We start from the raw sequence: 26139 nt of genomic DNA, 5'->3' as shown, positions 1-26139 counted from the left end.
CCGACCGGCCCCGGAGGTTGTACGGGAAGGAGGGGCGTTTCTGCTGGTCACACCGGGTCCGCGTCCTCCCTGAGCAGGACCGCCACCGGCCAGGCTCCGCCGAGGAGTGCGGCGAGCGGCGCCTCGCCCTCGTACGGGGCTTCGTGCCCGCCCTCCGCGGGCCCGGGGAACGCCTGCCGCCGCCACCGGCCCGGAGGCAGCGGCAGGGTCGTGTCGCGCCAGCCGCCGGCCCCGGCCAGTCGGTGCGACAGCCGGGTGGCCACCGCCACCAGCCCGGCCGAGCGGGCGAAGGCCACGCAGTGCTCCGCCGCCGGGCCCCGGGCGGGCAGCGGCGCGTAGCCGGCGAACAGCCCGGGCCGGCTCCGGCGCAGCCGCAGCAGGGCGGCGGTGAGGGCGAGCTTCTCCTCGGCCGTGCCGGAGGGCGCGGCGCCCGCGTCCAGCCGGGCCAGGGCCTCCCGGGGGAAGACGGCGGGCCGCCGGTTGTCGGGGTCGACCAGGGCCCGGTACTCCGTCTCCGCGCCCTGGTAGACCTCCGGGACCCCGGGCATGGCCAGGTGCAGCAGCGCCGCGCCGAGCAGGTTGGCGCGGGCCGCGGCCGCCAGGGGCCCGGACGGCTCCGGTGCGGCGGCCGGGACGTACCCCGGGACCGTGGCCTCGTACGCGGGGTCCTGCTCGGTCCACGTGGTGTGCAGGGCGGCTTCGCGGACGGCCTTCAGCAGGGCCTGGGAGAGCCGGTCGGCGCGCTCCGGGGCGGCGCCGTCGGCCCCGAGCCCGAACGCCGTCTGCCAGGCCACCCAGGCGAGTTGGGGATCCGCCCCGGCAGGCGCCGGTACGGAATCGGGGTCCTGTGAGAGCACCGAGATCCGGGCCCGGACGTCCGCGCTGCGCTTCGTGTCGTGCGTGGTCAGCACGGTCCCGGAGCCGGGCCACAGCCGCGCCTGCTCGGTGCAGTACGCGTGGAACTCCGCCACCGTGACCGCCGGAGCCCCGGGATCCCCGCCCACCTCCGTGGCCGACAGCAGCGGGGCGTAGCGGTAGAACGCCCTGTCCTCCAGGGACTTGGCGCGCAGGGCCGCCGAGGTCTGGGCGAAGCGGGCCGCGAAGGCCGGGTCCCGCAGCAGGAGTTCGCGTACGCCCGCCACCGGGGCCGCGCCGGCCTCCGCGGCGGCCCGCTCCAGGGCCTCGGGCGCGAGGTCCGGATCGCCGGGGTAGGGCCGGTAGACGGGGTAGGCGATGAGCAACTCCCGGACGGCGGAGGCTAGTTCCTTCCCCGCCAGTCGCTCCAGCGCGGCCAGCTCGGCGGCCAGGTCCCCGGTCAGGACCTCCCGGGCGCCCGCCGCGGCGGTCCGCTCCCACCGGGGCTGCCCGGTCGCCCCGCGGAACCGGGCGTCGAGCCGCGCGGCCCCGGCCGGGTCGGTCAGCACCCCGTCCACCCGGTACAGCGCGTCGTACCCGGTGGTCCCGGCCACCGGCCAGCCGGGAGCCAGCCGCTCCTCGCGGGCCAGGATCTTCTCGACCACCACCCAGCAGTCCGCGCCCGCGGCGTCCCGCAGCCGCCGCAGGTATCCGGCGGGGTCGGCCAGGCCGTCCACGTGGTCGATCCGCAGCCCTTCGGCGACCCCGTCCCGGACCAGTTCCAGCACCTTGGCGTGCGTGACGGCGAAGACCTCGGGGTCCTCGACGCGCACCCCGATCAGCTCCGAAATGGTGAAGAAGCGACGGTAGTTGAGCCCCGTCCTGGCCTCCCGCCAGCACGCGGGCCGGTACCACTGGGCGGCGAGCAGGGCCGCGGGCTCCAGCCCGGCCGTGCCCTCCCGGAGCGGGAACTCCAGCTCCCCGATCCGCAGTACGGCCCGGTCGTCCTGCCCCGGGGCGGACCCCGGCCCGACCGAGACCTCCACGGCCCCCGGGTCCAGCGGCTCCGCGAGCACGGGCAGCAGCAGCTGTCCCCCGCCCGCCTCCCAGTCGATGTCGAACCAGCGCGCGTACGGCGAGCCGGGACCCTGCCGGGCCACCTCCCACAAGGGCCGGTTGAGGCGGAGCGGCGCCGGCAGAGCCATGTGGTTCGGCACGATGTCGAGCACCAGTGCGAGCCCGTGCGCACGGGCCTCGGCGGCCAGGGCCCGCAGCCCGTCCTCCCCGCCCAGTTCCACCCTGACCTGGGTGTGGTCGGTGACGTCGTACCCGTGCGAGGAACCGGGCACGGCCTCCAGCACGGGGGACAGGTGCAGGTGCGACACCCCGAGCGAGGCGAGGTACGGTACGACGGCCCGCGCATGCCCGAAGGTGAACTCGGGGCGCAGCTGGAGGCGGTAGGTCGACGCCGGGGTGACGGCCGGTGGTCCATCGGATTCCGGCCGGTTGAACTCGGGACTCGGGCGACCGGTGCGCGGGGGCAGGCTCATGAGAACGTACGTACCCAGGATGCGGGATTCCGTGCCATTACCCAATGCATCCGGGTGACTGCGCCGGGTTAACGTTGCTCAAGTGTTTGGAACCGTCAACACCTATCGAAAAGTCATTGCCCTGACCGGGCCCCTACTCCCGCTCATTTCCTTCTTCGCCCGACTGCCCGTCGCGATGTCGCAGTTCGGCAGCGTCCTCCTGGTCGCCGAGACCAGCGGCTCCCTCGCCACCGCCGGCATAGTCGGCGGCACCCTCTCCGCCGGCCAGGTGGTCTTCGGGCCCGTCCTGGGCCGGCTCGCCGACCGCCACGGGCAGCGTTCCGTCGTCCTGACGGCCGCGGCCGTCAACGCGGTGGCGACCGCCGCCCTGGTGACCGGGGCGCTCGCCGACCTCGCCACCGTCCCGCTCGCCGCGATCGGCTTCGTCACCGGGGCCTCCGTCCCGCTGATCGGGCCGCTCGCCCGTACCCGCTCGGTGGCCCTGGCGCACCGCGCCAAGTCCGACGAGGGCGTCGTGGGCGCCATCCACTCCCTCGAAGGCACCCTGGACGAGGTCTCCTTCGTCTTCGGGCCCGCCCTCGTGGGCCTGGCCACCCTCGCCCTGCACCCGGCCGTCGCCCTCGGCGGCGCGGCCGCCCTCGTCGCCGTCTTCGGCAGCCTCTACGCACTGCACCCGACCGCCGCCGTCACGGCCGGAGTGCCCGCGGGAGTCCGCCGGGAGAAGGAGCGCACCCGGGTCCGCCCGCCGCGCGTGGTCTTCGCCGTACGGGGCTCCCTCGCCCTGCAGGGCGCCATGTTCGGATCCTGCCAGGCCGGAATCGCCGCCCTTACCGCACAGTTGGGCGTCCCCGGCCAGGCCGGCATCGTGTACGCGGCCATGGGCGTCGTCAGCGCCGCCGTCGGCCTCTCGCTCGGCGCGCTGCCCGCCCGCTTCGGCCTGCGGCTGCGCTGGCGCTGGGCCACGGCCGCCGCGCTCGTGCTCTCCGTACCGCTGCTCTTCACGCAGACCCTGTGGCCGCTGTACGTGGTCGTCACCGTGCTCGGAGCCGCCTACGCCCCGCACCTGATCACCGCCTTCGCCATCACCGAGCGCGCGGTGAGCCCCTCCCGGCTCGCCGAGGCGATGGCCTTCGCCGCCAGCTCGCTCGTCGCCGGCCAGGCCGCCTCGCTCGCCGTCTCCGGGCGGCTCGCCGAGTGGTACGGGCCCTCCGCGGCCTTCGCGGTGGCCGTGGGGGCGGCCGCCCTGTGTCTGGTCCTGGCCCTGGTCACCCGGGTGCCGTCGGCCCGGACGCACGCCCCGGTGGTGGCCGGAGGCGGCGCCCGTCCGGACGCCTTCCTGGAGGGCGCCGCCTACGCCGGGCACTGAAGCGGTGCCCGTGCCGGGCGCCGAATCAGCGCCTACGCCGGGCGCTGAAGCACCACCAGACACCGTCCTGTCAGTGTCACCCGGTCCCCGGCCGCGTACTGCGGCCCGGTACCGGGTGCCAGCATTTCCGGCCGCGCCGTGTCCACGACCAGGCGCCACTGGGCTCCGTGCCCGGCCGGGACCGTGAAGTCCTGTGCTTCGGCCCCCGCGTTGAACATCAGCAGGAACGAGTCGTCGGTGATCCGCTCCCCGCGGGTGCCCGGCTCCGAGATGGCCTCCCCGTTCAGGAACACCGCCAGCGCCCGCGCGTGCTGCGCCTGCCAGTCGCGGGCCCGCATCTCCTCGCCGTGCGGGGTGAACCAGGCGATGTCCGAGAGCTCGTCGTGCGTCCCCTCCACCGGCCGGCCGTGGAAGAAGCGGCGCCGCCGGAACACCGGGTGCTCCCGCCGCAGCCACACCATCCGCCGGGTGAACTCCAGCAGGGCGGGCGCCGGTTTGCCGGGCTCCGGCCAGTCCACCCACGCCAGCTCGTTGTCCTGGCAGTAGGCGTTGTTGTTGCCGCCCTGGGTGCGGGCGAACTCGTCGCCGTGACTGATCATCGGCACGCCCTGCGACAGCATCAGCGTGGCGATGAAGTTGCGCATCTGACGCTCGCGCAGCTCCCCGATCTCCGGATCCTCCGTCGGCCCCTCCACCCCGCAGTTCCAGGAGCGGTTGTGGGTCTCGCCGTCCCGATTGCCCTCGCGATTGGCCTCGTTGTGCTTCTCGTTGTACGAGACCAGGTCGTTCAGGGTGAAACCGTCGTGGCAGGTGGCGAAGTTGATCGAGGCCAGCGGCCGCCGGCCGTCGTCCTGGTAGAGGTCGGAGGAGCCGGTCAGCCGGCCCGCGAACTCCGCGAGCGTTCGCGGCTGCCCGCGCCACAGGTCCCGTACGGTGTCCCGGTACTTGCCGTTCCACTCGGTCCACAGCGGCGGGAAGTTGCCCACCTGGTAGCCGCCTTCGCCCAGGTCCCACGGCTCCGCGATCAGCTTGACCTGGCTGACCACCGGATCCTGCTGGACCAGGTCGAAGAACGAGGACAGCCGGTCCACCTCGTGGAACTGGCGGGCCAGCGTGGCCGCCAGGTCGAAGCGGAAGCCGTCCACGTGCATCTCGGTGACCCAGTAGCGCAGCGAGTCCATGATCAGCTGGAGCACGTGCGGGGAGCGCATGAGCAGCGAGTTCCCGGTGCCCGTGGTGTCCATGTAGTGCCGGGGATCGTCCGCGAGCCGGTAGTACGAGGCGTTGTCGAGCCCCCGGAAGGACAGCGTCGGGCCCAGGTGGTTGCCCTCGGCTGTGTGGTTGTAGACCACGTCGAGGATCACCTCGATGCCGGCCTCGTGCAGGGCCCGTACCGCCGACTTGAACTCCAGCACCTGCTGGCCGCGGTCGCCCGAGGCGTAGCCGTTGTGCGGGGCGAAGAAGCCGATGGTGTTGTAGCCCCAGTAGTTGCTGAGCCCGTCGTCCACGAGGCGGTGGTCGTTGACGAACTGGTGGACCGGCATCAGCTCCAGCGCCGTCACCCCGAGCTTGGTCAGGTGCCCGATGACCGCGGGGTGCGCGAGGGCCCCGTAGGTGCCGCGCAGCTCCTCGGGGAGGTCCGGGTGACGCATGGTCAGGCCCTTCACGTGGGCCTCGTAGAGCACGGTGTGGTGGTACTCGTGGCGCGGCGGCCGGTCGTTGGCCCAGTCGAAGTACGGGTTGACCACGACCGAACTCATGCTCTTGGGCGCGGAGTCCAGATCGTTGCGGGAGTCGGGACGGCCGAAGTGGTAGCCGTACACCTCCTCGCCCCAGTCCACGCTCCCCGCGACGGCCCGCGCGTACGGGTCCAGGAGCAGCTTCGCCGCGTTGCAGCGCCGGCCGCGCTCGGGCTCGTACGGCCCGTGCACCCGGAAGCCGTAGCGCTGACCGGGCATGATGCCCGGCAGGTAGGCGTGCCGGACGAACGCGTCGGTCTCGCGCAGTTCGATCGCGGTCTCCGAACCGTCGTCGTGCAGCAGGCACAGTTCGATGCGTCGGGCGGCCTCCGAATAGACCGCGAAATTGGTGCCGGCGCCGTCGTACGTGGCACCGAGCGGATACGCCTGTCCCGGCCAGACCTGCATAGAAAACGACTCTTCCCCTCTGTGTCGGGCTGATCCGGCGTGGACCACGTCACTGCCAGATCTTCCCCGAAAGAGGGCTTTCGCGTGGGGACTTGGGAGGGTCCTACCGGGTGACCCGGAGAGCTGATAAGAGGTTCGGCGGACCATGGGCATATCCGATCGTCGGCAGAGCGGATAATGGGCCAACGGACGGACCGGGTGCGGACCATGAGCCCGCGTCGGGCCGCTGGGGCCCGCATCGGGCTGCAGGGTGCCGCACGCGCGGAGTACCCTTCCGTGATCACTGGAGACGGGCGTCCAGACGCAGGAGGCGGTGCACGGGTGAGCTCGGGAGGTCTGGAGCTGCCCCCTGGTGACGGTGGTCACGAGGGCGGCCCGGCGGACGCCGCGGGCGGAGCGGCCGGCGGGATTCCCGCCGGGGCCGTGTCGCTGGCCCCGCCGGAAGCAGGCGGGACCGGGAAGGCGCAGGCGGGAGCCGGTGCCGAGCTGGACTGGGGCGTGGACGCCTGGAGCGAGGTCCGGACCCGGGCCCAGCGCGCCGGCCGTGCGTACATCTGGCTGAACCTGATCGAACAGCGGCTGCGCTCCGTGGTCGGGGCCGTGCTCCGGCCCGTCTACGAGCCCGTGCACGGCGGGGACGACTGGGTGGTGGCCGCTGCGGGCCCCGCCGGCCAGGAGTGGGTGCAGCGCGCGGTCGCCGTGCGCGAGGTCAGCCGCCGCAAGGGCTACCTGCTGGACTCCGCCGACGACAACGTGCTGAGCTTCCTCACCCTGCCCCAGCTGCGCGAACTGATGGTCCAGCACTGGCCCTGCTTCGAGCCGTACTTCGACGACCGGCGCGAGATCGAGCAGGCGCTGGACGAGCTGGAGGTCACGCGCAACGTCGTCTCGCGCAACCGGGCCCTGTCCCGGGCGGTCCTGGAACAGGCCGAGCGGGCGTCGGCGCGACTGCTGGAGGTGCTGGGCGGCGGCGCGGGCTCGCCGGCGGCGGACCGGCTGCCCATCGACGCCGTCGAGGACCTGGTCGGCGACCGGTACGCGGACGTCATCTCCGTCCACCCGGACCGGGTACGGCTGCAGCGCCAGCTCCCGGCGGAGGACCTCTTCGGCGGCGCGCGGCGGCTCGACGCCATCGGCATCGGGCTCAACCTGCTGGTCCAGAACTTCTCGGGCCGAAGACTCGTACGCCTCGCGGAAGCCGGCTGCCGGGTGCGGCTGCTGTTCCTGAACCCGGCGAGCAGCGCGGTCAAGCGGCGCGAGCGGGAGCTCGGCCTGCGCAAGGGCGAGCTGAGCCGCTCGGTGGAGATGAACATCCTGCACGTGCGGCGGGTGCGGGCGGGCCTGCGCGACCCCTCGCGCTTCGAGATCCACGTCTTCGACGAGACCCCGCGCTTCACCGCGTACCTGGTGGAGGGCGAGTCCTCGGGCATCGCGGTGGTCCAGTCGTACCTGCGCCGGGCCCGGGGCATGGAGGCGCCGGTCCTGGTCCTGCGGGGCGGCGGGCGGGCCTCCCAGGTGCGGCCCGATCAGGAGCACGGGCTGTTCCCGACCTACCGGGAAGAATTCGAGTCGATCTGGCAGGACTCCCGGCCGGTGTCGTGAGCGGGGGCGGACCCGGCTCCGGGGTTGTCAGTGGCCCGTGTCAGGCTGAAAGCCGTTGACGTAGCGGGACGGGTACGGGGGGCACGTGATGGGGGACCGGACGGGGGACTGGGCGGGGGACCGGATGGGGGACTGGCACGGCGGGCCGATGGTGGCCTTCGACCTGGAGACCACGGGCACCGACACGGAGTCCGACCGGATCGTGACGGCGGCCGTCGTCACGGTCGGGCCGGACGGGCAGGTGACGCGGGAGCGGACCTGGCTGGTCGACCCGGGCGTGCCCATTCCCGAGCAGGCCTCGGCCATCCACGGCATCTCCACGGACCACGCCCGCTCGCGGGGGATGGCCGCGGCCCCGGCGATCGAGGAGATCACCCGGACGCTCGTGGAGGCGCTGAGCTCGGGAACCCCGCTGGTGGTGATGAACGCGCGGTACGACCTGACCCTGCTGGACCGCGAGTGCCGCCGCCACGGGATCCGTCCGCTGGGCGAGCGCTGGCCCAAGGCGAGCGCGCCGCCCGTCATCGACCCCCTGGTCCTGGACAAGCACGCGGACCGCTACCGCAAGGGCCGGCGGACCCTCCAGGCCCTCTGCGAGCACTACGGGGTGAGCCTGGAAGCCGCCCACGACGCGGGCGCGGACGCGCTGGCGGCGGCCCGCGCCGCACAGCGGATGGGGGCCGTGCACGCGGCGATAGGGACGGTCGCCCTGGCGGACCTGCACGAGCTCCAGGTCCGCGCGGCGGCAGAGCAGGCGGCCTCGCTGCAGAGCTACCTGCGGCGCACCTCGGACCCCGAGGCGATAGTCGAGCGGGCCTGGCCCGTGGTGCCGTACCGGATCTGACGGCGGGCTAGGGGGCGGGCTGGGGCTCGCGCTTCCGCTAGCGCAGCAGCCAGTCCCGGGTGTGCTCCATGACCTCGGAGCGGCTCCGGGGGCCGTGGTCGGCGGCGATGAGGAAATTGCCGATCCGCAGCGAGTAGACGATCATGCAGCGGACCTCGACGTCGGTCTCGTCGGGACAGAACGCGCCGAACAGCGAACGCAGGTAGTCCATGCGGCGGTTGTCGACGCGCCGGAGCCGCTCCGCGACGGACTCGTCGCGCCGCGCCCAGTCGCGGATCGCGAGGTCGGTCGCGACGCCCCGCGCCGGGGTGTCGGCGGCGCCGGCGATCGCGAACAGCCGCTTCAGCCGGGCCCGGGGGTCTCCGCCCGCGCCCTCGACCTGTTCGATCACGGCCTCGGCGGCCTCGCGCTCCCACGTGTCGAGCATCTCGGCGAGCAGGGCGTCCCGGTTGCCGAAGTACCCGTAGAAGCCGCCCTTGCTCACGCCGAGCGCCTGCGCGAGCGGTTCGATCCGGACGGCTTCCGGGCCTCCGGCGGCGAGGGCGCGCAGCCCTTCCTCGATCCAGTTGCGACGTGGCGTGCGGGTCGCGCCCACGGTGTCGCCTCCCCTGACGTGCATTCGATCCGTCGACCCGATCTATACGGTGCCGTATAGATCGGTGTAGTCTTTTCTATACGGCATCGTATAGATCGGGGCTCGCTCATGAGACTTCCCAGCACCGCGCACACCGGCCGCGCCTGGCGGATCCACGAGATCGCCGGCGACTTCCGGGTCGAGGACGTGTGGGAGCTCCCCACGCCGGGCGGCCCGGACGACCTCGCACGGCTCGTGGAGCAGTTCGCGTCCGGAAACGGGAGCATGGTCGACTCCGCTGTGGGGCGCGCGCTCTTCGCGATCCGCTGGAAGCTCGGGGCACTGTTCGGCTGGGACAAGCCGGCCGACGGCGTCGGCGGCAGGATCCCGGCGCTACGGGAGAGGCTGCCCGCGGACCTCGCCGAGGGGCCCGGCGGACCGGACCTCAGCACGTTCCCGTTCACTTCCGTCTACCAGACCCATGACGAATGGGCGGCGGAGACGGCCAACCGGACCGTGCACGGGATCCTGCACATCGGCTGGGTCCCGGACGCGGACGGAGCCGGCGGCTACCACGGCCAGATGGCCGTCCTGGTCAAGCCGAACGGGCTCCTCGGAGCCGTCTACATGGTGGGCATCAAGCCCTTCCGCCACCTCGGGGTGTACCCGGCGATGCTGCGCGGCATCGGACGTGCGTGGCAGGGCCGTACGGGCTCCGGCGCGGCGGCCTGACCCCCACGAGGGCGGCGGGGGCAGCGGTCCGGCCGCCGATCGCGGTGGACGGCGTGGAGCCCGCAGTGTGACGACAGGCCCTAGAACGGGTGCCAGCGGATCTCCGGGTCGCCCTCGCGCAGGGAGGCCACCCGGCGGCGGAACTCCGCCAGGGCCTTGGGGTTGGCCGGGGCGTGCTGGGAGACCCAGGCGCAGCTGGCCGTTTCGCGGGCGCCGCGCAGGACCGCGCAGCCCTCCCAGTCGCGCACGTCCCAGCCGTACGCCGCCGTGAACTCCCCGTACGCCGCGCCGGGCAGGCCGTACCGGTCGCGGGAGAGCGCCATCACCACCAGGTCGTGCTCGCGCAGGTCGGCGGAGACCGTCTCCAGGTCGACGAGCACCGGCCCGGCCGGGCCCACGTGGACGTTGCGGGGCAGCGCGTCGCCGTGGATCGGGCCCGGCGCGAGGTGCGGGGTGAGGGCGGCGACCTGGGCGGCGTACCCGTCGCGGCGGGCCCGCAGGTACGCGGCGTCCGCCGGATCGATCGCCCCGCCCGCCAGTCGGAGCCAGCGCTCCACCCCGCCCAGCAGGTCGCGCGGGGGCAGGGCGAAGGGGGGCGCCGGCAGGGCGTGGATCTGCCGCAGCAGCGCCGCGAGGTCCTCCGGGCCGGCCGGGCGGACCGCGTCGGGGAGCCGGTGCCACAGCGTCACCGGGTGCCCGTCCACCAGTCGCGGCTCCGGTTCGGCCGCGCGGACCGCGGGGACCCCGGACTCCGCGAGCCAGCCCGCCACCTCGAGCTCCAGCTCGGCGCGCGGCAGCAGCGCCGCCTCCCGGCCGACCTTGGCGACCAGGCCGCCGTCGAGCGCGAAGACGGCGTTCTCGCCGAGGGCCAGCAGCCGGGGAGCGGGCGACCCTGCCCGTGCCAGGCCCGCCGCCGTCAGGGCCTCCCGGGCCCGTGCCTCGTCCATGCCGTCTCCGCAGTCCCGTCCGATTCCCCGGGTGTCCCGGGCGGCACCGGGCGTACCCGGGTGCTCATGACCGGACAAGTTTCGCACCCGGCCCGCGCGTCCCGGCTCTTCCCTCGCGCCTGCGGACTTCCCGAAGAGGTTGCACGAGACGTCTCGTCTCGTTATGGTCTCCTCATGACCATGACCGCGAAGCCCGCCCACATCGCCATGTTCTCCATCGCCGCCGCCGGCCACGTGAACCCGAGCATCGAAGTGATCCGCGAACTGGTCGCCCGCGGCCACCGCGTCAGCTACGCCGTCCCCGCCGCGTACGCGGACAGGATCGCCGAGACCGGCGCCACCCCGGTGATCTGGAACTCCACCCTCCCCACCGACGAGGACCCCGACGCGTGGGGCACCGAGCTCATCGACAACATCGAGCCCTTCCTCGCCGACGCCGTCCAGGCCCTCCCGCAGCTGGCGTCCGCCTTCGAGGGCGACGAGCCGGACCTCGTCCTCCACGACATCACCGCCTACCCGGCGATCGTCCTCGCCCACCGCTGGGGCGTCCCCGCGGTCTCCCTCTCCCCGACCCTGGTCGCCTGGACCGGCTACGAGGAGGAGGTCGCCGAGCCGATGTTCGCCGAACTGCGCGCCTCCGAGCGCGGGAAGGCGTACTACGCCCGGTTCCGGGCCTGGCTCGACGAGAACGGCATCGACGAGGACAGCGACCGGTTCGTCGGCCGCCCCCGCCGCAGCGTCGTCCTCATGCCGCGCGCCCTGCAGCCGAACGCCGACCGGGTCGACGAAGCCGTGTACACCTTCGTCGGCGCCTGCCAGGGCGACCGCAGCGCCACCCAGGGCACCTGGACGCGTCCCGCCGGCGCCGAGGGGAAGAAGGTCCTCCTGGTCTCCTTCGGATCCACCTTCACCAAGCAGCCGGCCTTCTACCGGGCCTGCGCGGAGGCTTTCGGGGACCTGCCCGACTGGCACGTGGTGCTCCAGATCGGCAAGTTCACCGACGAGGCCGAGATCGGCGAGATCCCCGCCAACGTCGAAGTCCACCGCTGGGTTCCCCAACTGGACATCCTGGGCCAGGCCGCCGCCTTCATCACCCACGCGGGCACGGGAGGCTGCCAGGAGGGACTGGCCACCGGCACCCCGATGGTCGCGGTCCCGCAGGCCGTCGACCAGTTCGGCAACGCCGACATGCTGGCCGCCCTGGGCGTCGCCCGGCACGTCCCGATGGCCGAGGCCGACGCCGCGACCCTGCGCGAGGCCGTCCTCGCCCTGGTCGGCGACCCGGAGGTGGCCGCCCGCGCGGACCGGATCCGCCGCGACATGGCGACGGAGGGCGGCACCCGCCAGGCGGCCGACCTGATCGAGGCCGAACTGCCCGACGGACGGTGACGGGCCGCCGTCCCGCCCGGTGGAACAGCGGGGTCCCGGCCGCGAGCGCGGGGACCCCGCAGGGGCTTGAGTCTCCGGCAGGGGGAGACCCGAAGATGGGCAGATGAACGGCCACGCGCTCCACGCGCTCCACGCGCTCCACGCGCTCCACGCGCTCCACTCGATCGGCGAGCTGGCCCGGCGAACCGGCACCACGGTCAAGACCGTCCGCTTCTACTCCGACTGCGGGCTCGTACCGCCCACCCACCGGAGCCCGGCCGGCTACCGCCTCTACGACGACGGCGCCCTCGCACGCATGGACCTCGTCCGGACCCTGCGCGACCTGGGACTGGACCTCGCCGCCATCCGGAAGGTCATGGACCGGGAACTCGCGCTGCCGGAAGTCGCCGCGGCGCAGGCGGAGGCGCTGGACGTGCAGATACGGATCCTGCGGCTGCGGCGCGCGGTGTTGACCGCCGTGGCGCAGCGTGGAGCCGACCCCGAGGAGACGAATCTGATGCACAGGCTGGCGAACCTCTCCGAAGCGGAACGCCAACGGCTGGTCGGCGAGTTCCTCGACACGGCCTTCGGCGGCGTGGGAACCGACTCCGCGTTCGCAGGGGTCATGCGCTCCATGACTCCGCACCTGCCGGACGACCCCGATGCGGAACAGATCCACGCGTGGGTGGAACTGGCCGAACTGGCCGAGGACCCGGAGTTCCGCGCTCATGTGCGGCACCTGGTCGAGGACCAGGCCGCCGGACGCCTCCCCGACGTTCCACCGCGCTCGCAGGACGACTTGGCCGCGATCGTCCGCGACGGGGTCGCCCCGGCCGTGGCGGCCGGCGTCGACCCGGCCTCACCCCGGGCGGATGCGATCGTTGCGGCCCTGACGGCCCGCACCGCACATCTCCTCGACTCCCGGGACCCCGCCGCGTCCCGCGAGCAGCTCCTGGCCCGGCTGGAACGCATCGACGACCCGCGCAGGGAGCGGTACTTCTCCCTGCTCGCGGTGATCAACGGCTGGCCCCGTCCGGAGAGCCTCCACCCGGTCCTCGACTGGTCCATCCACGCACTGCGCGCTCGGAAACAGGCCGAGACGCCGCTGCGTACGATCCGATCATGAACGCTCCCGTCACCCTTCGTGCGCCCGCGACGCCGGCTGCTCCCGCTCTCGTCCTTCGCCCCTGGTGCACGGAAGACGTCGCCGCGCTGGTCGAGGCGTACCGGGACCCGGACCTGCGGCGTTGGGCGAGCCCTCCCGTGGAGCGTGCGGACGAGGGACTGCGGTGGGTGCGGGATCGGGAGCGGGACTGGGCATCGGGTACGCGCTTCGGCTTCGCCGTCCTGGAGGAGACGCCCGAGGCGTCCGGGACCGCCCTCGACGCGGTGCCGCCGCAGGTGGTGGGCCACGTGGTGCTGAAGGGAGCCGGACCGGGCAATGCCTCCGCCGAGGTCGGCTACTGGACGGCGGCGCGGGCCCGTGGGCGGGGCGTGGCCCCGCGCGCTCTGGACACCCTCACCGCCTGGGCCTTCGAGGCCTTCCGGGCCGACGGTCTGGAATGCCTCGCACTCCTCCATCAGGTGGACAACGCGGCATCCTGCCGGGTCGCCGAGAAGAGCGGCTACCCGTTCGACAGGATCCTGCCGTCGGCTCCGCCCGCCTACCCGCTCGACGGGCACCTGCACCTACGCCGCGCAACCGGCTGACCCCCTTCCCCCGCCGATGCCGGATGCGCTGTCAGGGGTGAGCCCTATCGTGCAGACATGACCAAGACGACCAAGACGGCCAAGATCACGTACGCGGCGCTGCTCCGGGGCATCAACGTCGGCGGGAACAAGAAGGTCCCGATGGCCGAGCTGCGCCAGGTCCTGGACGGCCTGGGCCACGAGGACGTGCAGACCTACCTGCAGAGCGGCAACGCCGTCTTCGCCAGTGCGAGCGGGCAGGCCCCGGCCGTCCTCGCCCGCGAGCTGGAGGCCGCCATCGAAGCCCACTTCGGTTTCCGCGTCCCCTGCCTGGTGGTCGACGGCGCCTACCTGCGCGCCGTGGCCGACGCCTGCCCCTTCCCGGCCGCCGACCTCGAGGGCAAACAGCTCCACGCCACCTTCTGCTCCGAGCAGCCCGCCGAGTCCCGCTTCGCCTCGATCGACGCCCCCGCGCACCTCCCGGAGGAGTACCGCGTCGGCGACCGCGTCATCTACCTCTACGCCCCGAACGGCCTGGGCCGCTCCACACTCGCCGAGGCCCTCGCGAAGCCGGCCGTGGTCAAGGGCCTGGACGTCACCACCCGCAACTGGAACACCGTCGCCAAGCTGGTCGAACTCACGCGGAACTGACCCCGGGGCCGGGCCGCGGCACCGCGCCCCTGTTGAACGGCCCTAGTCCGCCAGCCCGTTCAGCAGGGTCATCTCGTGCGGGGTCAGGTGGACCGTGGCCGCGTCCAGGTTCTCCGCGAGGTGGTCCGGGGAGCCCGTGCCCGTGGTGGGGCAGAGGACCGGGGAGTGCCGCAGGAGCCAGGCCAGGGCGATCTGGCCGGTGGACGCACCGTGTTCGGCGGCGACCGCCGTCAGCGCGGCGGCGCTCTCCCGGGTCAGGGCGCCGCTGCCCAGCGGGTAGTACGGGAGGAAGGCGATGCCGCGCTCCTCGCACAGGGCGAGGAGCTCCGCCGAGGAGCGGTCCAGGAGGTTGTACGGGTTCTGGACCGAGGCCACCGGAACCAGGGACAGGGCCTCCCGGAGCTGGTCCGCCGTCACCGTGTTCAGCCCGATGTGGCGGATCTTGCCCTCCGCCCGGAGCTCGGCCAGCGTGCCCAGCTGCTCCGCGGGCGGGACGGCCGGGTCGAAGCGGTGCAGCTGGTACAGGTCGATCCGCTCCAGCCGGAGCCTGCGCAGGCTCGCCTCGCACATGGTGCGGAGGTCCTCCGGGCGGCCCGCCGCGTGCCACTGGTCGGGGCCGGTGCGCACCACCCCGCCCTTGGTGGAGACCACCAGCCGCTCCCCGTACGGGTGCAGGGCCTCGGCGACCAGTTCCTCGGCCAGGTGGGGTCCGTAGTTGTCGGCGGTGTCGATCAGGGTGACCCCGCGGGCGACGGCGGTGCGCAGCAGCGCGACCGATGCGGGGCGCTCCGCGCGCGGGCCCCAGTAGCCCGCGCCGACCAGGCCGCCGGTGCCGAGTCCGAGGCGGCGTACGGGCAGGTCCCCGCCGAGGGCGAACGTCTCATCCACGTCAACAGACATGGCCCGACCGTAACCCAGGCCCGCGGATGTGCCAGGCTCGTGGGCATGCGTTACATCATCATCGGCGCCGGAGCGATCGGCGCGACCATCGGCGGACGGCTCGCGGAGTCCGGCAGTGAGGTCGTCCTCGTCGCGCGCGGCCCCCACGCGGAGGCCCTGCGGACGAACGGGCTGCGGCTCACCACGGCGGACGGGGAGCGGGTGCACCGGCTGCCCGTCGTCACGGGCCCGGCCGAGCTGGGTGAACTGCGCCCCGACGACGTGCTGTTGCTGACCGTGAAGACCCAGGACGCGGCGGCCGCGCTCGACGCGTGGGCCGACGCGGAGGTCGCGGGCGGCGGTACGGCGGCCCAGCGGCTGCCGGTGCTGTGCGCGCAGAACGGCGTGGAGAGCGAACGCCTCGCCCTACGGCGCTTCGCGCGCGTGTACGGGGTCTGCGTGTGGCTGCCGGCGACCTTCCTGGAGCCGGGTGTGGTCTCCGCGCTGTGCGCTCCGCTGACCGGGATCCTGCACCTCGGCAAGGCAGCCGGGGGAGCCGACGGGCCCGTCCGGCGGATCGCGGGCGACCTGGAGAAGGCCGGGTTCGGGGCGCCGGTCGTCGAGGACGTGATGCGGTGGAAGTACGCGAAGCTGCTGGGCAACCTGGGCAACGCGGTCCAGGCGACGACCGGCCCCGAGCCGGAGCCCGCGAAGGCGGCGCTGCTGCTGCGGGCCGTGCGTGAGGCGAAGGCGGCCTTCGCCGCCGCGGGCATCGACTGGGCCTCGGACGCCGAGCAGGCGGCCGCCCGCGACGGCAAGGTGGACGCGCCGGCCGGAGTGGTGCGGGGCGGGTCGTCCTGGCAGAGCCTGGCGCGGGGGACGGGGTCCGTGGAGGCGGACTATCTCAACGGGGAGATCGTGCTGCTGGGGCGGCTGCACGGGGTGGCCACGCCGGTCAACGACACGCTGCGGCACGCGGCGAACATCTTTGCGCGGGAGGGCTTGCCGCCCGGGGCGATGTCCGTCGAGGACCTGACGGCCCTGGCCGACGAGGCCGCGGCGCGGGGCTGAGCCGCGGGTGTGCCGCTGCGCGGGTAGGGGACGGGACGGCCCCGCGCAGCGGGAGAGCGCAGCAGGCGGGTCAGGCCGCCAGGGCCGGGATGCGGGACGGGGTTCGGAGGGCCGCGTCGAACCTCTGGAGCAGCAGGCGGGCCAGTTCCGGGGAGGGGCCCAGGACGGCCGAGACCACGTCGGCGCCCGCGGCTTCGGCGCCCGCCGCGATGCGGTCGGGGAGCCGGCCGGGGGCGATGACGTAGGGGGCCACCGCGATCCGGCGGACGCCCTCCGCGCGCAGTGCGCGTACGGCGTCCTCCGTCCGGGGGAGAACGGCGGAGGCGAACGCAGGCCGCACGGCGCACCAACCGGTGTGCCGCCACTCCCGCGCGATTTCAGCGATCACTGCGATCGCCTCCGGGTCGGAGGAACCGGCGGACGCGAGCACCACACCGGTGGTGGCGCGGTCCGCCGGGGTGAGGCCGGCTTCCCGGAGGCGGCGTTCGAGGGTCGCCAGCAGCAGCGGGGAGGGGCCCAGTACATCCGCGATCCGGACCGAGAGGTCCGGCAGGTGGGACGTGGCTCCGGCGAGCACCGCCGGGATGTCGGACTTCGCGTGGAACGCCCGCGTCAGGAGGAGCGGGAGCGCCACGATGTCGCGTACGCCCGACAGGTAGAGCGAGGCCACCGCCTGGTCGACGGTCGGGGTGTCGAAGTCCAGGAAGGCCGTTTCCACCCGCAGCCCCGGCCGCAGCGCCCGTACCCGCCGGGTGAGGGCGTGCACGGTCGCCGCGTGCCGCGGGTCGCGGCTGCCGTGGGCGATGACGAGCAGGGCGGGGCCGTGCGTGGAGTGCGCCGACACGGTGATCAGCTCTTGACCAGCAGGCCGCGGGTGCGCAGCACCCACCGCTCGACCGGGCTGAAGATCAGCAGGTCGATCGCGATGCCGACGACCAGGATCAGGATGATCGCGAGGAACACGCCGGGCAGGTCGATGTTGTTGCGGCCGTTTTCGAGGAGCTGGCCCAGGCCCAGGCCCAGGTCGGGGGAGCTGGCGATGATCTCGGCGGCCATCAGGGAGCGCCAGGAGAAGGCCCAGCCCTGCTTGAGGCCGGCCAGGTACCCGGGCAGCGCGGCCGGCATGACCACGTGCCAGGCGCCGCGCAGGCCGGTGGCGCCCAGGGTGCGGCCGGCCCGCAGGAACAGCGGCGGGATCTGGTCGATGCCGGAGACGAGGCCGTTGGCGATCGACGGGACGGCGCCGAGCAGGATGACGGTGTACATCATCGCGTCGTTGAGCCCGAACCAGAGCACCGCCGGGGGCACCCAGGCGACCGAGGGCAGCGACTGCAGGCCCTGCAGGATCGGGCCGATCGCGGCGCGGACGAACTTCACCCGGGCGACGAGCAGACCGAGCGGGGTGCCGATGGCCAGGGCCAGCAGGAAGCCGAGCAGACCGCGCGACACGCTGGTCCAGATGACCTCGAGCAGGGTGCCCTTCATCCACATGTCGGACAGGCTGTCCCAGACGGAGGACAGGGCGGGGAGCTTCGTCTCGTCGGTGATCTTCGCCGCGACGAGGATCTGCCAGACGAGGAGGACCAGGCCGACGGCGATGGCCGGCGGCAGGACCTTCTTGACCAGGACCTCGCGGACCGGGGTGCGGTGGGTCTGGACGGCGTCGAGCGCGTCGAGACCCGCTTCGAGTCCGGCGAGGTCGTCCGTCTTGGCCTTGGGCTGGACCTCGGCGGTGGTGTCAGTGCTGGCCATGGCGGCGGATCTCCCCACGCAGGTGTTCAGTGATCTCAAGGGACAGTTCCGCGACGTCCGCGTCCTCGATGCGGCGCGGCTGCGGGATGCCCACGGTCCACTCCTTCGCGACCCGGCCGGGGCGCGAGGAGAGCAGGACCACACGCTGCGCGAGCCGTACGGCCTCGCGGACGTTGTGCGTGACGAACAGGACGGACAGGTTCGTCTCTTCCCAGATGCGGGTGAGCTCGCCGTGCAGCACGTCACGGGTGATGGCGTCGAGCGCCGCGAACGGCTCGTCCATCAGCAGCAGCTGGCTGTCCTGGGCGAGCGCCCGGGCCAGGGCCACGCGCTGGCGCATGCCGCCGGACAGCTCGTGGACCCGCTTGCCGTACGAGCCGGAGAGCCGGACCAGCTCCAGCAGCCGCTCGGCCTCCGGCTTGCGGTCGGCCTTGGGCACCCCGCGCAGGCGCAGGGCGAGTTCGATGTTCTTGCCCGCGGTGAGCCACGGGAAGAGGGCGTGCTCCTGGAACATCAGGGCCGGACGGCCGCCGGGGGTCTCGATCGACCCCGCGGACGGCTTGTCCAGTCCGGCGACCAGGTTGAGCAGCGTGGACTTTCCACAGCCCGAGGCACCCAGGATGGTGACGAACTCGCCGGGAGCGACATCGAGGCTGATGTCGTCCAGGACGAGCTGCGATCCGGCCGGGCCGGAGAAGGACTTCGAGACGTGCTCGATCCGAGCGGCGTGCGTCTGCTCCGCTACGGTGCCCTCGGCAGCCTTGGCAAGCATGGTGGCCATGGTCGTCACCTCCTGGGATTCGGGACGGGTACTGAAGGGGTTACTGAAGGGTTCTGAAGGGGGTTGCCGGAGGGGCTACTTGGCGCCGAGACCGGCGTCGGAGACCTCGGGCTTGCCGGCGGCCTTGAGCACCTTGTTCAGGAGCTTCAGGTCGTAGATGCCGTTCAGGTCGGGCTGCTCGATGAGCTTGGCCTTGACCGCCCACTCCGACTGCGTCTTCAGCGTCGCCGCCAGCGGGTCGTCGGTGATCAGGATGCTCGGCCACGCCGGGTCGATGACCGCCGCGTCGAGCGGCTTGCCGCCCTCCGCCGCGAGCTTCGCGTTCGCGGAGGCCTTCGCCTTCTCCTGGTTCGCGTTGATCCACTCGTTGGTCTTCACCGTGCCCGTGAGCACGGCCTCGACGACGTCCGGGTGCTCCGTGAGGAACTTCTGCGACACGATGATGTTCGTGATCACGAACTTCTTGTCGGGCCACAGGGCGGTCTCGTCGAGGAGGACCTTGCCGCCGTCGGCGACGAGCTTGGAGGCCGTGGGCTCCGGCACCCAGGCGCCGTCGATCGAGCCCTGCTTGAAGGCGTCCGGGGTGACCTTGTTGTCCGTGCGGACGACGGAGACGTCACCCTTGCCGGACTCCGGGTCGACCGTCCAGCCCTTTTCGGCGATCCAGTTGAGGAACGCGACGTCCTGCGTGTTCCCCTTCTGCGGGGTGGCGATCTTCTTGCCCTTGAGGTCGTCCAGGGTCTTGATCTTCTCCGGGTTCACGACCAGCTTCACGCCGCCCGAGGCGGAGCCGGAGATGATCCGCAGGTTGGAGCCCTTGGACTTCACGTAGGCGTTGATCGACGGCGAGGGGCCGATGAAGCCGATGTCGAGAGAGCCACCGTTGAGGGCTTCGATCTCGGACGGGCCGGCGTTGAAGGACTGCGGCTTGATCGTGGTGGAGCCGAGCTCCTTGGCGATCAGGCCTTCCTGGAGGCCCACCAGCGCGGTGGCGTGCGTCAGGTTCGGGAAGTAGCCGATGCGGACCTCGGAAGCCGACAGCTTCTTGGCGGAGGTGTCCGCGACGTTCGCCTTCGGAGCGTCGTCCTTCTTGGCCTCGGAGCCGTAGCCGCACGAGGCGAGCGCGCCGATCAGGAGCGGGAGGGCGGCAGCGGCGACGATGCTGCGGCGCAGGGTCTTACGCGGGGTACCGATGGCAGGCACGGGAGGGCTTCCTCTCGTAGCGTCGTGTCACGACGCACGTCTTCGTTTGCTGAACAAGGGCAGGTACGGCTCGTGGGGGGTGTGGGCGCGCATGCGGTGCGCGTACGTCATCACGCACATCGCCCCACCCCTCCCTGGCCGCTGCCGAGGGAGCCGCTGCCTACGCGGCCGCCCTCCTTCGCGAAGGTGGAGAAAATATCGGCAAGCATGATCAGAAGTCCCACCCTTCCTCATCAGCCTGAACTGCGCCCTTATCGGGCCCGGCGGTCGAGACGAAGGATTCGCCCACCATGCCGGCCGCCAGGGTCGTGCCGTCCGCCGGGTCGATCAGCAGGAAGGACCCGGTGCGGCGCGAGTCGGCGTACGAGTCGAGCGCGAGCGGCTCGGCGGTACGGACGACGACCCGGCCGATGTCATTGGCCACCAGCTGCCCGGGGTTCGGGTGCTGGGACAGGTCGTCCAGGGTCAGCCGCGAGGGGATCTCCTTGACGATCGCCTTCACCGTGCGCGTGGTGTGCTTGATCAGCACCCGGGCGCCCACGGCGAGGGGCTGGTCCGCCACGTGGCAGACCGTCGCCACGACGTCCTGCGTGGTGGCGGGGGAGCTCGACGACGGCGCGATCAGGTCGCCGCGCGAGATGTCGATGTCGTCCTTGAGGCGCAGGGTCACCGACTGCGGGGCCCACGCGATGTCGACGCTCTCGCCGAGCGCGTCGATGCCCTCGATGACCGAGGTGCGGCCCGACGGCAGGACGGTGACGGCCTCGCCGACCCGCAGCACGCCGGAGGCGATCTGGCCCGCGTAGCCCCGGTAGTCCGGGTGCTCGGCGGTCTGCGGACGGATCACGTACTGCACCGGGAAACGCGCCGGGCAGGCGGTGAGGTCGTGGCTGACCGGGACGGTCTCCAGGTGCTCCAGCACCGTGGGGCCGCCGTACCAGTCCATGTTCGCGGAAGGCTCCACCACGTTGTCGCCGGCCAGCGCGGAGATCGGGATCGCGGTGATCTCCGGGACGCCCAGGCCCGTGGCGTACGCGGTGAACTCCTCGGCGATCCGCGCGAAGACCGCCTCCTCGTAGCCCACGAGGTCCATCTTGTTGACGGCGAGGACCACGTGCGGGACCCGGAGGAGGGCCGCGACGGCGGCGTGCCGGCGGGTCTGCTCGATCACGCCGTTGCGGGCGTCGACCAGCACCACGGCCAGGTCGGCGGTGGAGGCGCCGGTGACCATGTTCCGGGTGTACTGCACGTGCCCGGGGGTGTCGGCGAGGATGAACCGGCGCCGGGCGGTCGCGAAGTAGCGGTAGGCCACGTCGATGGTGATGCCCTGCTCGCGCTCGGCCCGCAGGCCGTCGGTGAGCAGCGCCAGGTCGGGGGTGTCCTGACCGCGGCTGGCCGATACCCGCTCCACGGCTTCCAGCTGGTCGGTGAGGACCGACTTGGAGTCGTGCAGGAGACGGCCGACCAGGGTGGACTTGCCGTCGTCGACGGAGCCCGCGGTCGCGAAGCGCAGCAGCGTGGTCGCCGACAGGTCGGCGAACTGCTCGGTGGTGGAGGTCATTTTAGAAGTACCCTTCGCGCTTGCGGTCTTCCATCGCGGCCTCGGACAGCTTGTCGTCGGCGCGGGTCGCACCCCGCTCGGTGAGCCGGGAGGCGGCGATTTCGGTGATCACGGCGTCCAGCGTGGTGGCGTCGGAATCGACGGCACCGGTGCAGGACATGTCACCGACGGTGCGGTAGCGGATCAGGCGGGTCTCGGTGGTCTCGCCGTCCTTCGCGCCGCCCCATTCGCCGGCGGTCAGCCACATGCCGTTGCGCTGGAAGACCTCGCGCTCGTGGGCGAAGTAGATCTCCGGCAGTTCGATCTTCTCGCGGGCGATGTACTGCCACACGTCCAGCTCGGTCCAGTTGGACAGCGGGAACACGCGCACGTGCTCGCCCGGGGCGTGGCGGCCGTTGTAGAGCTGCCACAGCTCGGGGCGCTGGCGGCGCGGGTCCCACTGGGAGAACTCGTCGCGCAGGGAGAAGACGCGCTCCTTGGCGCGGGCCTTCTCCTCGTCGCGACGGCCGCCACCGAAGACCGCGTCGAACTTCAGCTGCTGGATCGCCTCCGTGAGGGGGACGGTCTGCAGCGGGTTGCGGACGCCGTCGGGACGCTCGCGGAGCTTGCCGGCGTCGATGTACTCCTGGACGGAGGCCACGTGCAGGCGCAGTCCGTGCTTGGCGACCGCGCGGTCGCGGTACTCCAGGACCTCGGGGAAGTTGTGGCCGGTGTCCACGTGGAGCAGGGTGAACGGCACCGGCGCCGGCGCGAACGCCTTCAGCGCCAGGTGCAGCATGACGATGGAGTCCTTGCCGCCGGAGAACAGGATCACCGGCTTCTCGAACTCGCCCGCCACCTCGCGGAAGATGTGCACGGCCTCCGATTCGAGGGCGTCGAGGTGCGACAGCGCGTAGGGCGCGTCCGTCCCTTCGTGGACGTGTGCGACGGTGGCGGTCATGCCAGACCCCTCTCGGTGAGCAGCGCGTGCAGGGCCGAAGCGGACTCCTGTACGGACTGCGTGTGCGACTCGATACGGAGGTCCGGGGACTCCGGTGCCTCGTACGGGTCGTCGACCCCGGTCAGACCGGAGATCTCGCCCGCCGCCTGCTTGGCGTACAGGCCCTTCACGTCACGCTCGGAGCACACCTCCACCGGAGTGGCCACGTGCACTTCGAGGTAGCTCGTGCCCTCGGCGGCGTGCCGCTTGCGGACGGCCTCACGGCTGTCCGCGAACGGCGCGATCACCGGGACGAGCGCCTTGACGCCGTTGGACGCGAGGAGTTCGGCGACGAAGCCGATCCGCTGCACGTTGGTGTGCCGGTCCTCACGGCTGAAGCCGAGGCCGGCGGAGAGGAACTCGCGGATCTCGTCGCCGTCGAGGACCTCCACGCGGTGGCCCTCGGCGCGCAGCCGCTCGGCCAGCGCGTAGGCGATGGTGGTCTTGCCCGCGCTCGGCAGCCCGGTCAGCCACACGGTGGCGCCCTGGTCGCTCACGCTCATCTGGTTCGTCTCCGTCGGTTCTGTACGTGCGTTGGTCTTGCCGGTGTCCGTGCCGGTGGCCGTGCTCGTGGTGGTCATCAGCCGTGCAGCCCGCACTCGGTCTTGCCGCGCCCGGCCCAGCGGCCGGCGCGGGCGTCCTCGCCCTCCGCCACCCGGCGGGTGCAGGGGGCGCAGCCGACGGAGGCGTAACCGTCCATCAGCAGCGGGTTGGTGAGCACACCGTGCTCCAGGACGTACGCGTCCACGTCGTCCTGGGTCCAGCGGGCGATCGGCGAGACCTTGACCTTCCGCCGCTTCTCGTCCCAGCCGACCACCGGGGTGTTCGCCCGGGTCGGGGACTCGTCGCGGCGCAGGCCCGTGGCCCAGGCGTCGTACGCGGTCAGGCCCTCTTCGAGCGGCTTGACCTTGCGCAGCGCGCAGCACAGGTCGGGATCGCGGTCGTGCAGCTTGGGACCGTACTCGGCGTCCTGCTCGGCGACGCTCTGACGCGGGGTGAGCGTGATGACGTTGACGTCCATCACGGCCTCGACCGCGTCACGGGTGCCGATGGTCTCCTCGAAGTGGTAGCCCGTGTCGAGGAAGACCACGTCCACGCCGGGGAAGGCGCGGGAGGCGAGGTGGGCGACGACCGCGTCCTCCATGGAGGAGGTCACGGCGAACTTCTTGCCGAAGGTCTCGGCCGCCCAGGTGAGGATCTCCAGCGGGGAGGCGTCTTCCAGGTCCCGGCCCGCCTGCTCGGCCAGGGTTTTGAGACTCGCGTCCTGAATCGTGGTCATATCTCGTCCCCTCCAGCGTCATTGGACTGAACACCCCGGGCCAGCAGCCCGAGGTACTTCAGCTGGAAGGCTCGATTGCAGGCCCTGCATTCCCAGGCGCCGTGACCCGTCTCGTTCGGGAACAGGTCCTCGTCGCCGCAGTACGGGCAGTAGAACGGTGCGGCGCGCTCGCTCACGACAGGTCCTCGTCCTTGGCACGGCCGACCCAGGCGGCGAAGCGCTCGCCGTCCTCGCGCTGCTCCTCGAAGCGCGAGACGACCCGCTCGACGTAATCCGGCAGACCGGCCGAGGTGACCTTGAGCCCGCGGACCTTGCGGCCGAATCCGGCCTCCAGCCCGAGGGCGCCGCCCAGGTGGACCTGGTAGCCCTCGACCTGGTTGCCCTCGTCGTCCAGGACCAGCTGGCCCTTGAGACCGATGTCCGCCACCTGGATACGGGCGCAGGCGTTCGGGCAGCCGTTGATGTTGATGGTGAGCGGCTCGGCGAACTCCGGCAGGCGGCGCTCCAGTTCGTCGATCAGCGAGGCGCCGCGCGCCTTCGTCTCGACGATGGCCAGCTTGCAGAACTCGATGCCGGTGCAGGCCATCGTGCCGCGGCGGAACGGGGACGGGTTGACCCGCAGGTCGAGCGCCTCCAGGGCCGCGACGACCGAGTCGACCTGGCCCGCCTCGATGTCGAGCACGATCATCTTCTGCTCGGCGGTGGTGCGCAGCCGGCCGGAGCCGTGCTGCTCGGCGACGGCGGCGATCTTCGTCAGGGTGGCGCCGTCGACACGGCCCACGCGGGGCGCGAAGCCGACGTAGAACTTGCCGTCCTGCTGCTGGTGCACGCCGACGTGGTCGCGCCACTGGCCGCTGGGCTGCTCCGGCGCGGGGCCGTCGGTCAGCTTGCGCTTGAGGTACTCGTCCTCCAGGACCTGGCGGAACTTGGCCGGGCCCCAGTCGGCGACGAGGAACTTCAGGCGGGCGCGGGTGCGCAGCCGGCGGTAGCCGTAGTCGCGGAAGATCGAGATGACGCCCTCGTAGATGTCCGGGACCTCGTCGAGCGAGACCCAGGTGCCCAGGCGCACACCCAGCTTCGGGTTGGTGGAGAGACCGCCGCCGACCCAGACGTCGAAGCCGGGGCCGTGCTCGGGGTGGTTCACGCCCACGAAGGCGATGTCGTTGATCTCGTGCGCCACGTCGAGCAGCGGCGAGCCGGAGATCGCGGACTTGAACTTGCGGGGCAGGTTCGAGAAGGCGGGGTTGCCCACGATGCGGGCGTAGATCTCGTCGATGGCGGGGGTGCCGTCGATGATCTCGTCCAGCGCGATGCCGGCGACGGGCGAGCCGAGGATCACACGGGGGGTGTCACCGCAGGCCTCGGTGGTCGAGAGGCCGACGGCCTCCAGACGGCGCCAGATCTCCGGGACGTCCTCGATGCGGATCCAGTGGTACTGCACGTTCTGCCGGTCCGTGAGGTCGGCGGTGCCGCGGGCGAACTCCTCGGAGATCTCACCGATGACGCGCAGCTGCTCGGTGGTCAGCCGGCCGCCGTCGATGCGGACGCGCAGCATGAAGTACTTGTCGTCCAGCTCCTCCGGCTCCAGGATCGCGGTCTTGCCGCCGTCGATCCCGGGCTTGCGCTGGGTGTAGAGGCCCCACCAGCGCATACGGCCGCGCAGGTCGTTGGGGTCGATCGAGTCGAAGCCCGCCTTGGAGTAGATGTTCTCGATGCGCGCCCGCACATTGAGACCGTCGTCGTCCTTCTTGAACTGTTCGTTGCCGTTGAGGGGCGTGTGGTGTCCGACGGCCCACTGGCCCTCACCGCGGTGACGGCCGGTCTTGCGGCGCGCGGCGGCGGCGGGTGCGGCGGCTGCGGTCGTATCGGGGGTGGCGGCCATGGCGGTACGTCCTTCTTGGGCGGCTCGAGGCAGGGGCAGGGGGAGCGGCGGCGTGACCCCTGGCGCGCGTGGAGCGGATGTGGCTGTTTCGCCGCCTTTTTGGGGCGACGACCGGCCTACAGGGGACTGCGGTGGTGGCTGACGGCGTGCGGTGTGTTCGCTTCCGCGGCGACGTCGGTGCGGGGCGCTGTCGCGGCGGTGCTGTGCGTCAGCGCGCCGGACAGATGGCGCTGGACATGCGGCCGAGGTCGACGTGCCGCCGACTCACCAAGGCAATTCCAGCTCCGTTCATGGCGGAAGCGTGGCATGGGGCGATTGGAGGAGTCCACTACTGTCCACAATCCGGACGAACTCGTCTCGCATCGCAAGATCCCGGTGACGGGGGTCACCTCACCAGCCCCTTTGGGCCCGGTGGTCCCAGGGCGTA

Annotated in this window: 24 protein-coding genes and 1 pseudogene; 9 read left to right on the top strand and 16 right to left on the bottom strand. The window is 72.4% G+C overall.

Translation table 11 applies throughout. From position 1 onward, the window contains the following. Positions 1 to 47 precede the first annotated feature (47 nt). A complete protein-coding gene (gene treY / locus AC3IX6_RS07615; RefSeq protein ID WP_489369471.1) occupies positions 48 to 2405 on the bottom strand; it encodes a malto-oligosyltrehalose synthase in 2358 nt (785 codons plus the stop codon). Positions 2406 to 2487: 82 nt separating this feature from the next. On the opposite strand from treY, the gene AC3IX6_RS07610 reads away from it, so the two are divergent. Next, positions 2488 to 3771, top strand: a complete 1284-nt coding sequence (locus AC3IX6_RS07610; protein ID WP_489369470.1) for an MFS transporter — start codon at positions 2488 to 2490, stop codon at positions 3769 to 3771. Positions 3772 to 3803: 32 nt separating this feature from the next. Here AC3IX6_RS07610 and glgX read toward each other — a convergent pair whose 3' ends face one another. Continuing rightward, positions 3804 to 5918, bottom strand: a complete 2115-nt coding sequence (glgX, locus tag AC3IX6_RS07605; protein ID WP_489369469.1) for a glycogen debranching protein GlgX — start codon at positions 5916 to 5918, stop codon at positions 3804 to 3806. A 321-nt stretch (positions 5919 to 6239) separates the two neighbouring features. Here glgX and AC3IX6_RS07600 point away from each other — a divergent pair, with 321 nt between their 5' ends. Together AC3IX6_RS07600 and AC3IX6_RS07595 are read left to right on the top strand one after the other, a co-directional pair. Beyond that, a complete protein-coding gene (locus AC3IX6_RS07600) occupies positions 6240 to 7520 on the top strand; it encodes a DUF5919 domain-containing protein (protein WP_489369468.1) in 1281 nt (426 codons plus the stop codon). Positions 7521 to 7608: 88 nt separating this feature from the next. Next, positions 7609 to 8364 (top strand): exonuclease domain-containing protein, encoded by a 756-nt coding sequence (locus tag AC3IX6_RS07595; protein WP_489369467.1) that lies wholly within the window; start codon positions 7609 to 7611, stop codon positions 8362 to 8364. A 37-nt stretch (positions 8365 to 8401) separates the two neighbouring features. Here AC3IX6_RS07595 and AC3IX6_RS07590 read toward each other — a convergent pair whose 3' ends face one another. Next, the gene (locus AC3IX6_RS07590) at positions 8402 to 8959 is read right to left on the bottom strand and encodes a TetR/AcrR family transcriptional regulator (RefSeq protein ID WP_489369466.1); all 558 of its coding nucleotides are present in this window, start codon (positions 8957 to 8959) and stop codon (positions 8402 to 8404) included. Positions 8960 to 9067: 108 nt separating this feature from the next. Here AC3IX6_RS07590 and AC3IX6_RS07585 point away from each other — a divergent pair, with 108 nt between their 5' ends. Next, complete coding sequence (locus AC3IX6_RS07585; protein WP_489369465.1) at positions 9068 to 9670, top strand: DUF2867 domain-containing protein; 603 nt, start codon at positions 9068 to 9070, stop codon at positions 9668 to 9670. Between the two features lie 80 nt (positions 9671 to 9750). Here AC3IX6_RS07585 and AC3IX6_RS07580 read toward each other — a convergent pair whose 3' ends face one another. After that, positions 9751 to 10617, bottom strand: coding sequence for a phosphotransferase enzyme family protein (locus AC3IX6_RS07580; protein WP_489369464.1), 867 nt, complete (start codon positions 10615 to 10617; stop codon positions 9751 to 9753). Positions 10618 to 10756: 139 nt separating this feature from the next. On the opposite strand from AC3IX6_RS07580, the pseudogene mgt reads away from it, so the two are divergent. The 4 genes and pseudogenes from mgt (at position 10757) to AC3IX6_RS07560 (ending at position 14325) form a co-directional block, all read left to right on the top strand. Then, a pseudogene (mgt, locus tag AC3IX6_RS07575) lies at positions 10757 to 12006 on the top strand (macrolide-inactivating glycosyltransferase). Positions 12007 to 12109: 103 nt separating this feature from the next. Beyond that, positions 12110 to 13111, top strand: a complete 1002-nt coding sequence (locus AC3IX6_RS07570; RefSeq protein ID WP_489369463.1) for a MerR family transcriptional regulator — start codon at positions 12110 to 12112, stop codon at positions 13109 to 13111. After that, positions 13108 to 13695 (top strand): GNAT family N-acetyltransferase, encoded by a 588-nt coding sequence (locus tag AC3IX6_RS07565; protein ID WP_489369462.1) that lies wholly within the window; start codon positions 13108 to 13110, stop codon positions 13693 to 13695. Before AC3IX6_RS07570 ends, AC3IX6_RS07565 begins: the two co-directional genes overlap by 4 nt. A gap of 57 nt (positions 13696 to 13752) precedes the next feature. Continuing rightward, positions 13753 to 14325 (top strand): DUF1697 domain-containing protein, encoded by a 573-nt coding sequence (locus AC3IX6_RS07560; protein ID WP_489369461.1) that lies wholly within the window; start codon positions 13753 to 13755, stop codon positions 14323 to 14325. A gap of 42 nt (positions 14326 to 14367) precedes the next feature. Here AC3IX6_RS07560 and AC3IX6_RS07555 read toward each other — a convergent pair whose 3' ends face one another. After that, entirely contained in the window at positions 14368 to 15225 is an 858-nt protein-coding gene (locus tag AC3IX6_RS07555; protein ID WP_489369460.1) for an aldo/keto reductase, read from the bottom strand. Between the two features lie 45 nt (positions 15226 to 15270). On the opposite strand from AC3IX6_RS07555, the gene AC3IX6_RS07550 reads away from it, so the two are divergent. Then, positions 15271 to 16275, top strand: coding sequence for a ketopantoate reductase family protein (locus AC3IX6_RS07550; RefSeq protein WP_489369459.1), 1005 nt, complete (start codon positions 15271 to 15273; stop codon positions 16273 to 16275). A gap of 70 nt (positions 16276 to 16345) precedes the next feature. Here AC3IX6_RS07550 and AC3IX6_RS07545 read toward each other — a convergent pair whose 3' ends face one another. From AC3IX6_RS07545 to AC3IX6_RS07495, 11 genes are all read right to left on the bottom strand, one after another. Then, the gene (locus AC3IX6_RS07545; RefSeq protein WP_489369458.1) at positions 16346 to 17119 is read right to left on the bottom strand and encodes a sirohydrochlorin chelatase; all 774 of its coding nucleotides are present in this window, start codon (positions 17117 to 17119) and stop codon (positions 16346 to 16348) included. Between the two features lie 5 nt (positions 17120 to 17124). Next, positions 17125 to 18027 (bottom strand): ABC transporter permease, encoded by a 903-nt coding sequence (locus AC3IX6_RS07540; RefSeq protein WP_489369457.1) that lies wholly within the window; start codon positions 18025 to 18027, stop codon positions 17125 to 17127. Continuing rightward, a complete protein-coding gene (locus AC3IX6_RS07535; RefSeq protein WP_489369456.1) occupies positions 18014 to 18808 on the bottom strand; it encodes an ABC transporter ATP-binding protein in 795 nt (264 codons plus the stop codon). Before AC3IX6_RS07535 ends, AC3IX6_RS07540 begins: the two co-directional genes overlap by 14 nt. Positions 18809 to 18883: 75 nt before the next feature. After that, positions 18884 to 20002, bottom strand: a complete 1119-nt coding sequence (locus AC3IX6_RS07530) for an ABC transporter substrate-binding protein (protein WP_489371365.1) — start codon at positions 20000 to 20002, stop codon at positions 18884 to 18886. A 220-nt stretch (positions 20003 to 20222) separates the two neighbouring features. After that, positions 20223 to 21572: a sulfate adenylyltransferase subunit 1 gene (locus AC3IX6_RS07525; RefSeq protein WP_489369455.1), complete on the bottom strand. Its 1350-nt coding sequence runs from the start codon at positions 21570 to 21572 to the stop codon at positions 20223 to 20225. Position 21573: 1 nt separating this feature from the next. Continuing rightward, positions 21574 to 22512, bottom strand: coding sequence for a sulfate adenylyltransferase subunit CysD (gene cysD / locus AC3IX6_RS07520; RefSeq protein ID WP_385384147.1), 939 nt, complete (start codon positions 22510 to 22512; stop codon positions 21574 to 21576). Next, a complete protein-coding gene (cysC, locus tag AC3IX6_RS07515) occupies positions 22509 to 23054 on the bottom strand; it encodes an adenylyl-sulfate kinase (RefSeq protein WP_215148038.1) in 546 nt (181 codons plus the stop codon). Before cysC ends, cysD begins: the two co-directional genes overlap by 4 nt. A 77-nt stretch (positions 23055 to 23131) precedes the next feature. Beyond that, complete coding sequence (locus AC3IX6_RS07510) at positions 23132 to 23830, bottom strand: phosphoadenylyl-sulfate reductase (RefSeq protein WP_489369454.1); 699 nt, start codon at positions 23828 to 23830, stop codon at positions 23132 to 23134. Beyond that, positions 23827 to 24006, bottom strand: a complete 180-nt coding sequence (locus AC3IX6_RS07505) for a DpnI domain-containing protein (RefSeq protein ID WP_214956597.1) — start codon at positions 24004 to 24006, stop codon at positions 23827 to 23829. The genes AC3IX6_RS07510 and AC3IX6_RS07505 overlap by 4 nt, the downstream gene beginning before the upstream one ends. After that, complete coding sequence (locus tag AC3IX6_RS07500; RefSeq protein WP_489369453.1) at positions 24003 to 25712, bottom strand: nitrite/sulfite reductase; 1710 nt, start codon at positions 25710 to 25712, stop codon at positions 24003 to 24005. Before AC3IX6_RS07500 ends, AC3IX6_RS07505 begins: the two co-directional genes overlap by 4 nt. A gap of 208 nt (positions 25713 to 25920) precedes the next feature. After that, a complete protein-coding gene (locus AC3IX6_RS07495) occupies positions 25921 to 26004 on the bottom strand; it encodes a putative leader peptide (RefSeq protein ID WP_312847410.1) in 84 nt (27 codons plus the stop codon). Positions 26005 to 26139 lie beyond the last annotated feature (135 nt).

Source organism: Streptomyces sp. GL_141, from assembly GCF_057834385.1.
This window is presented reverse-complemented; position numbering and strand designations above follow the sequence as displayed.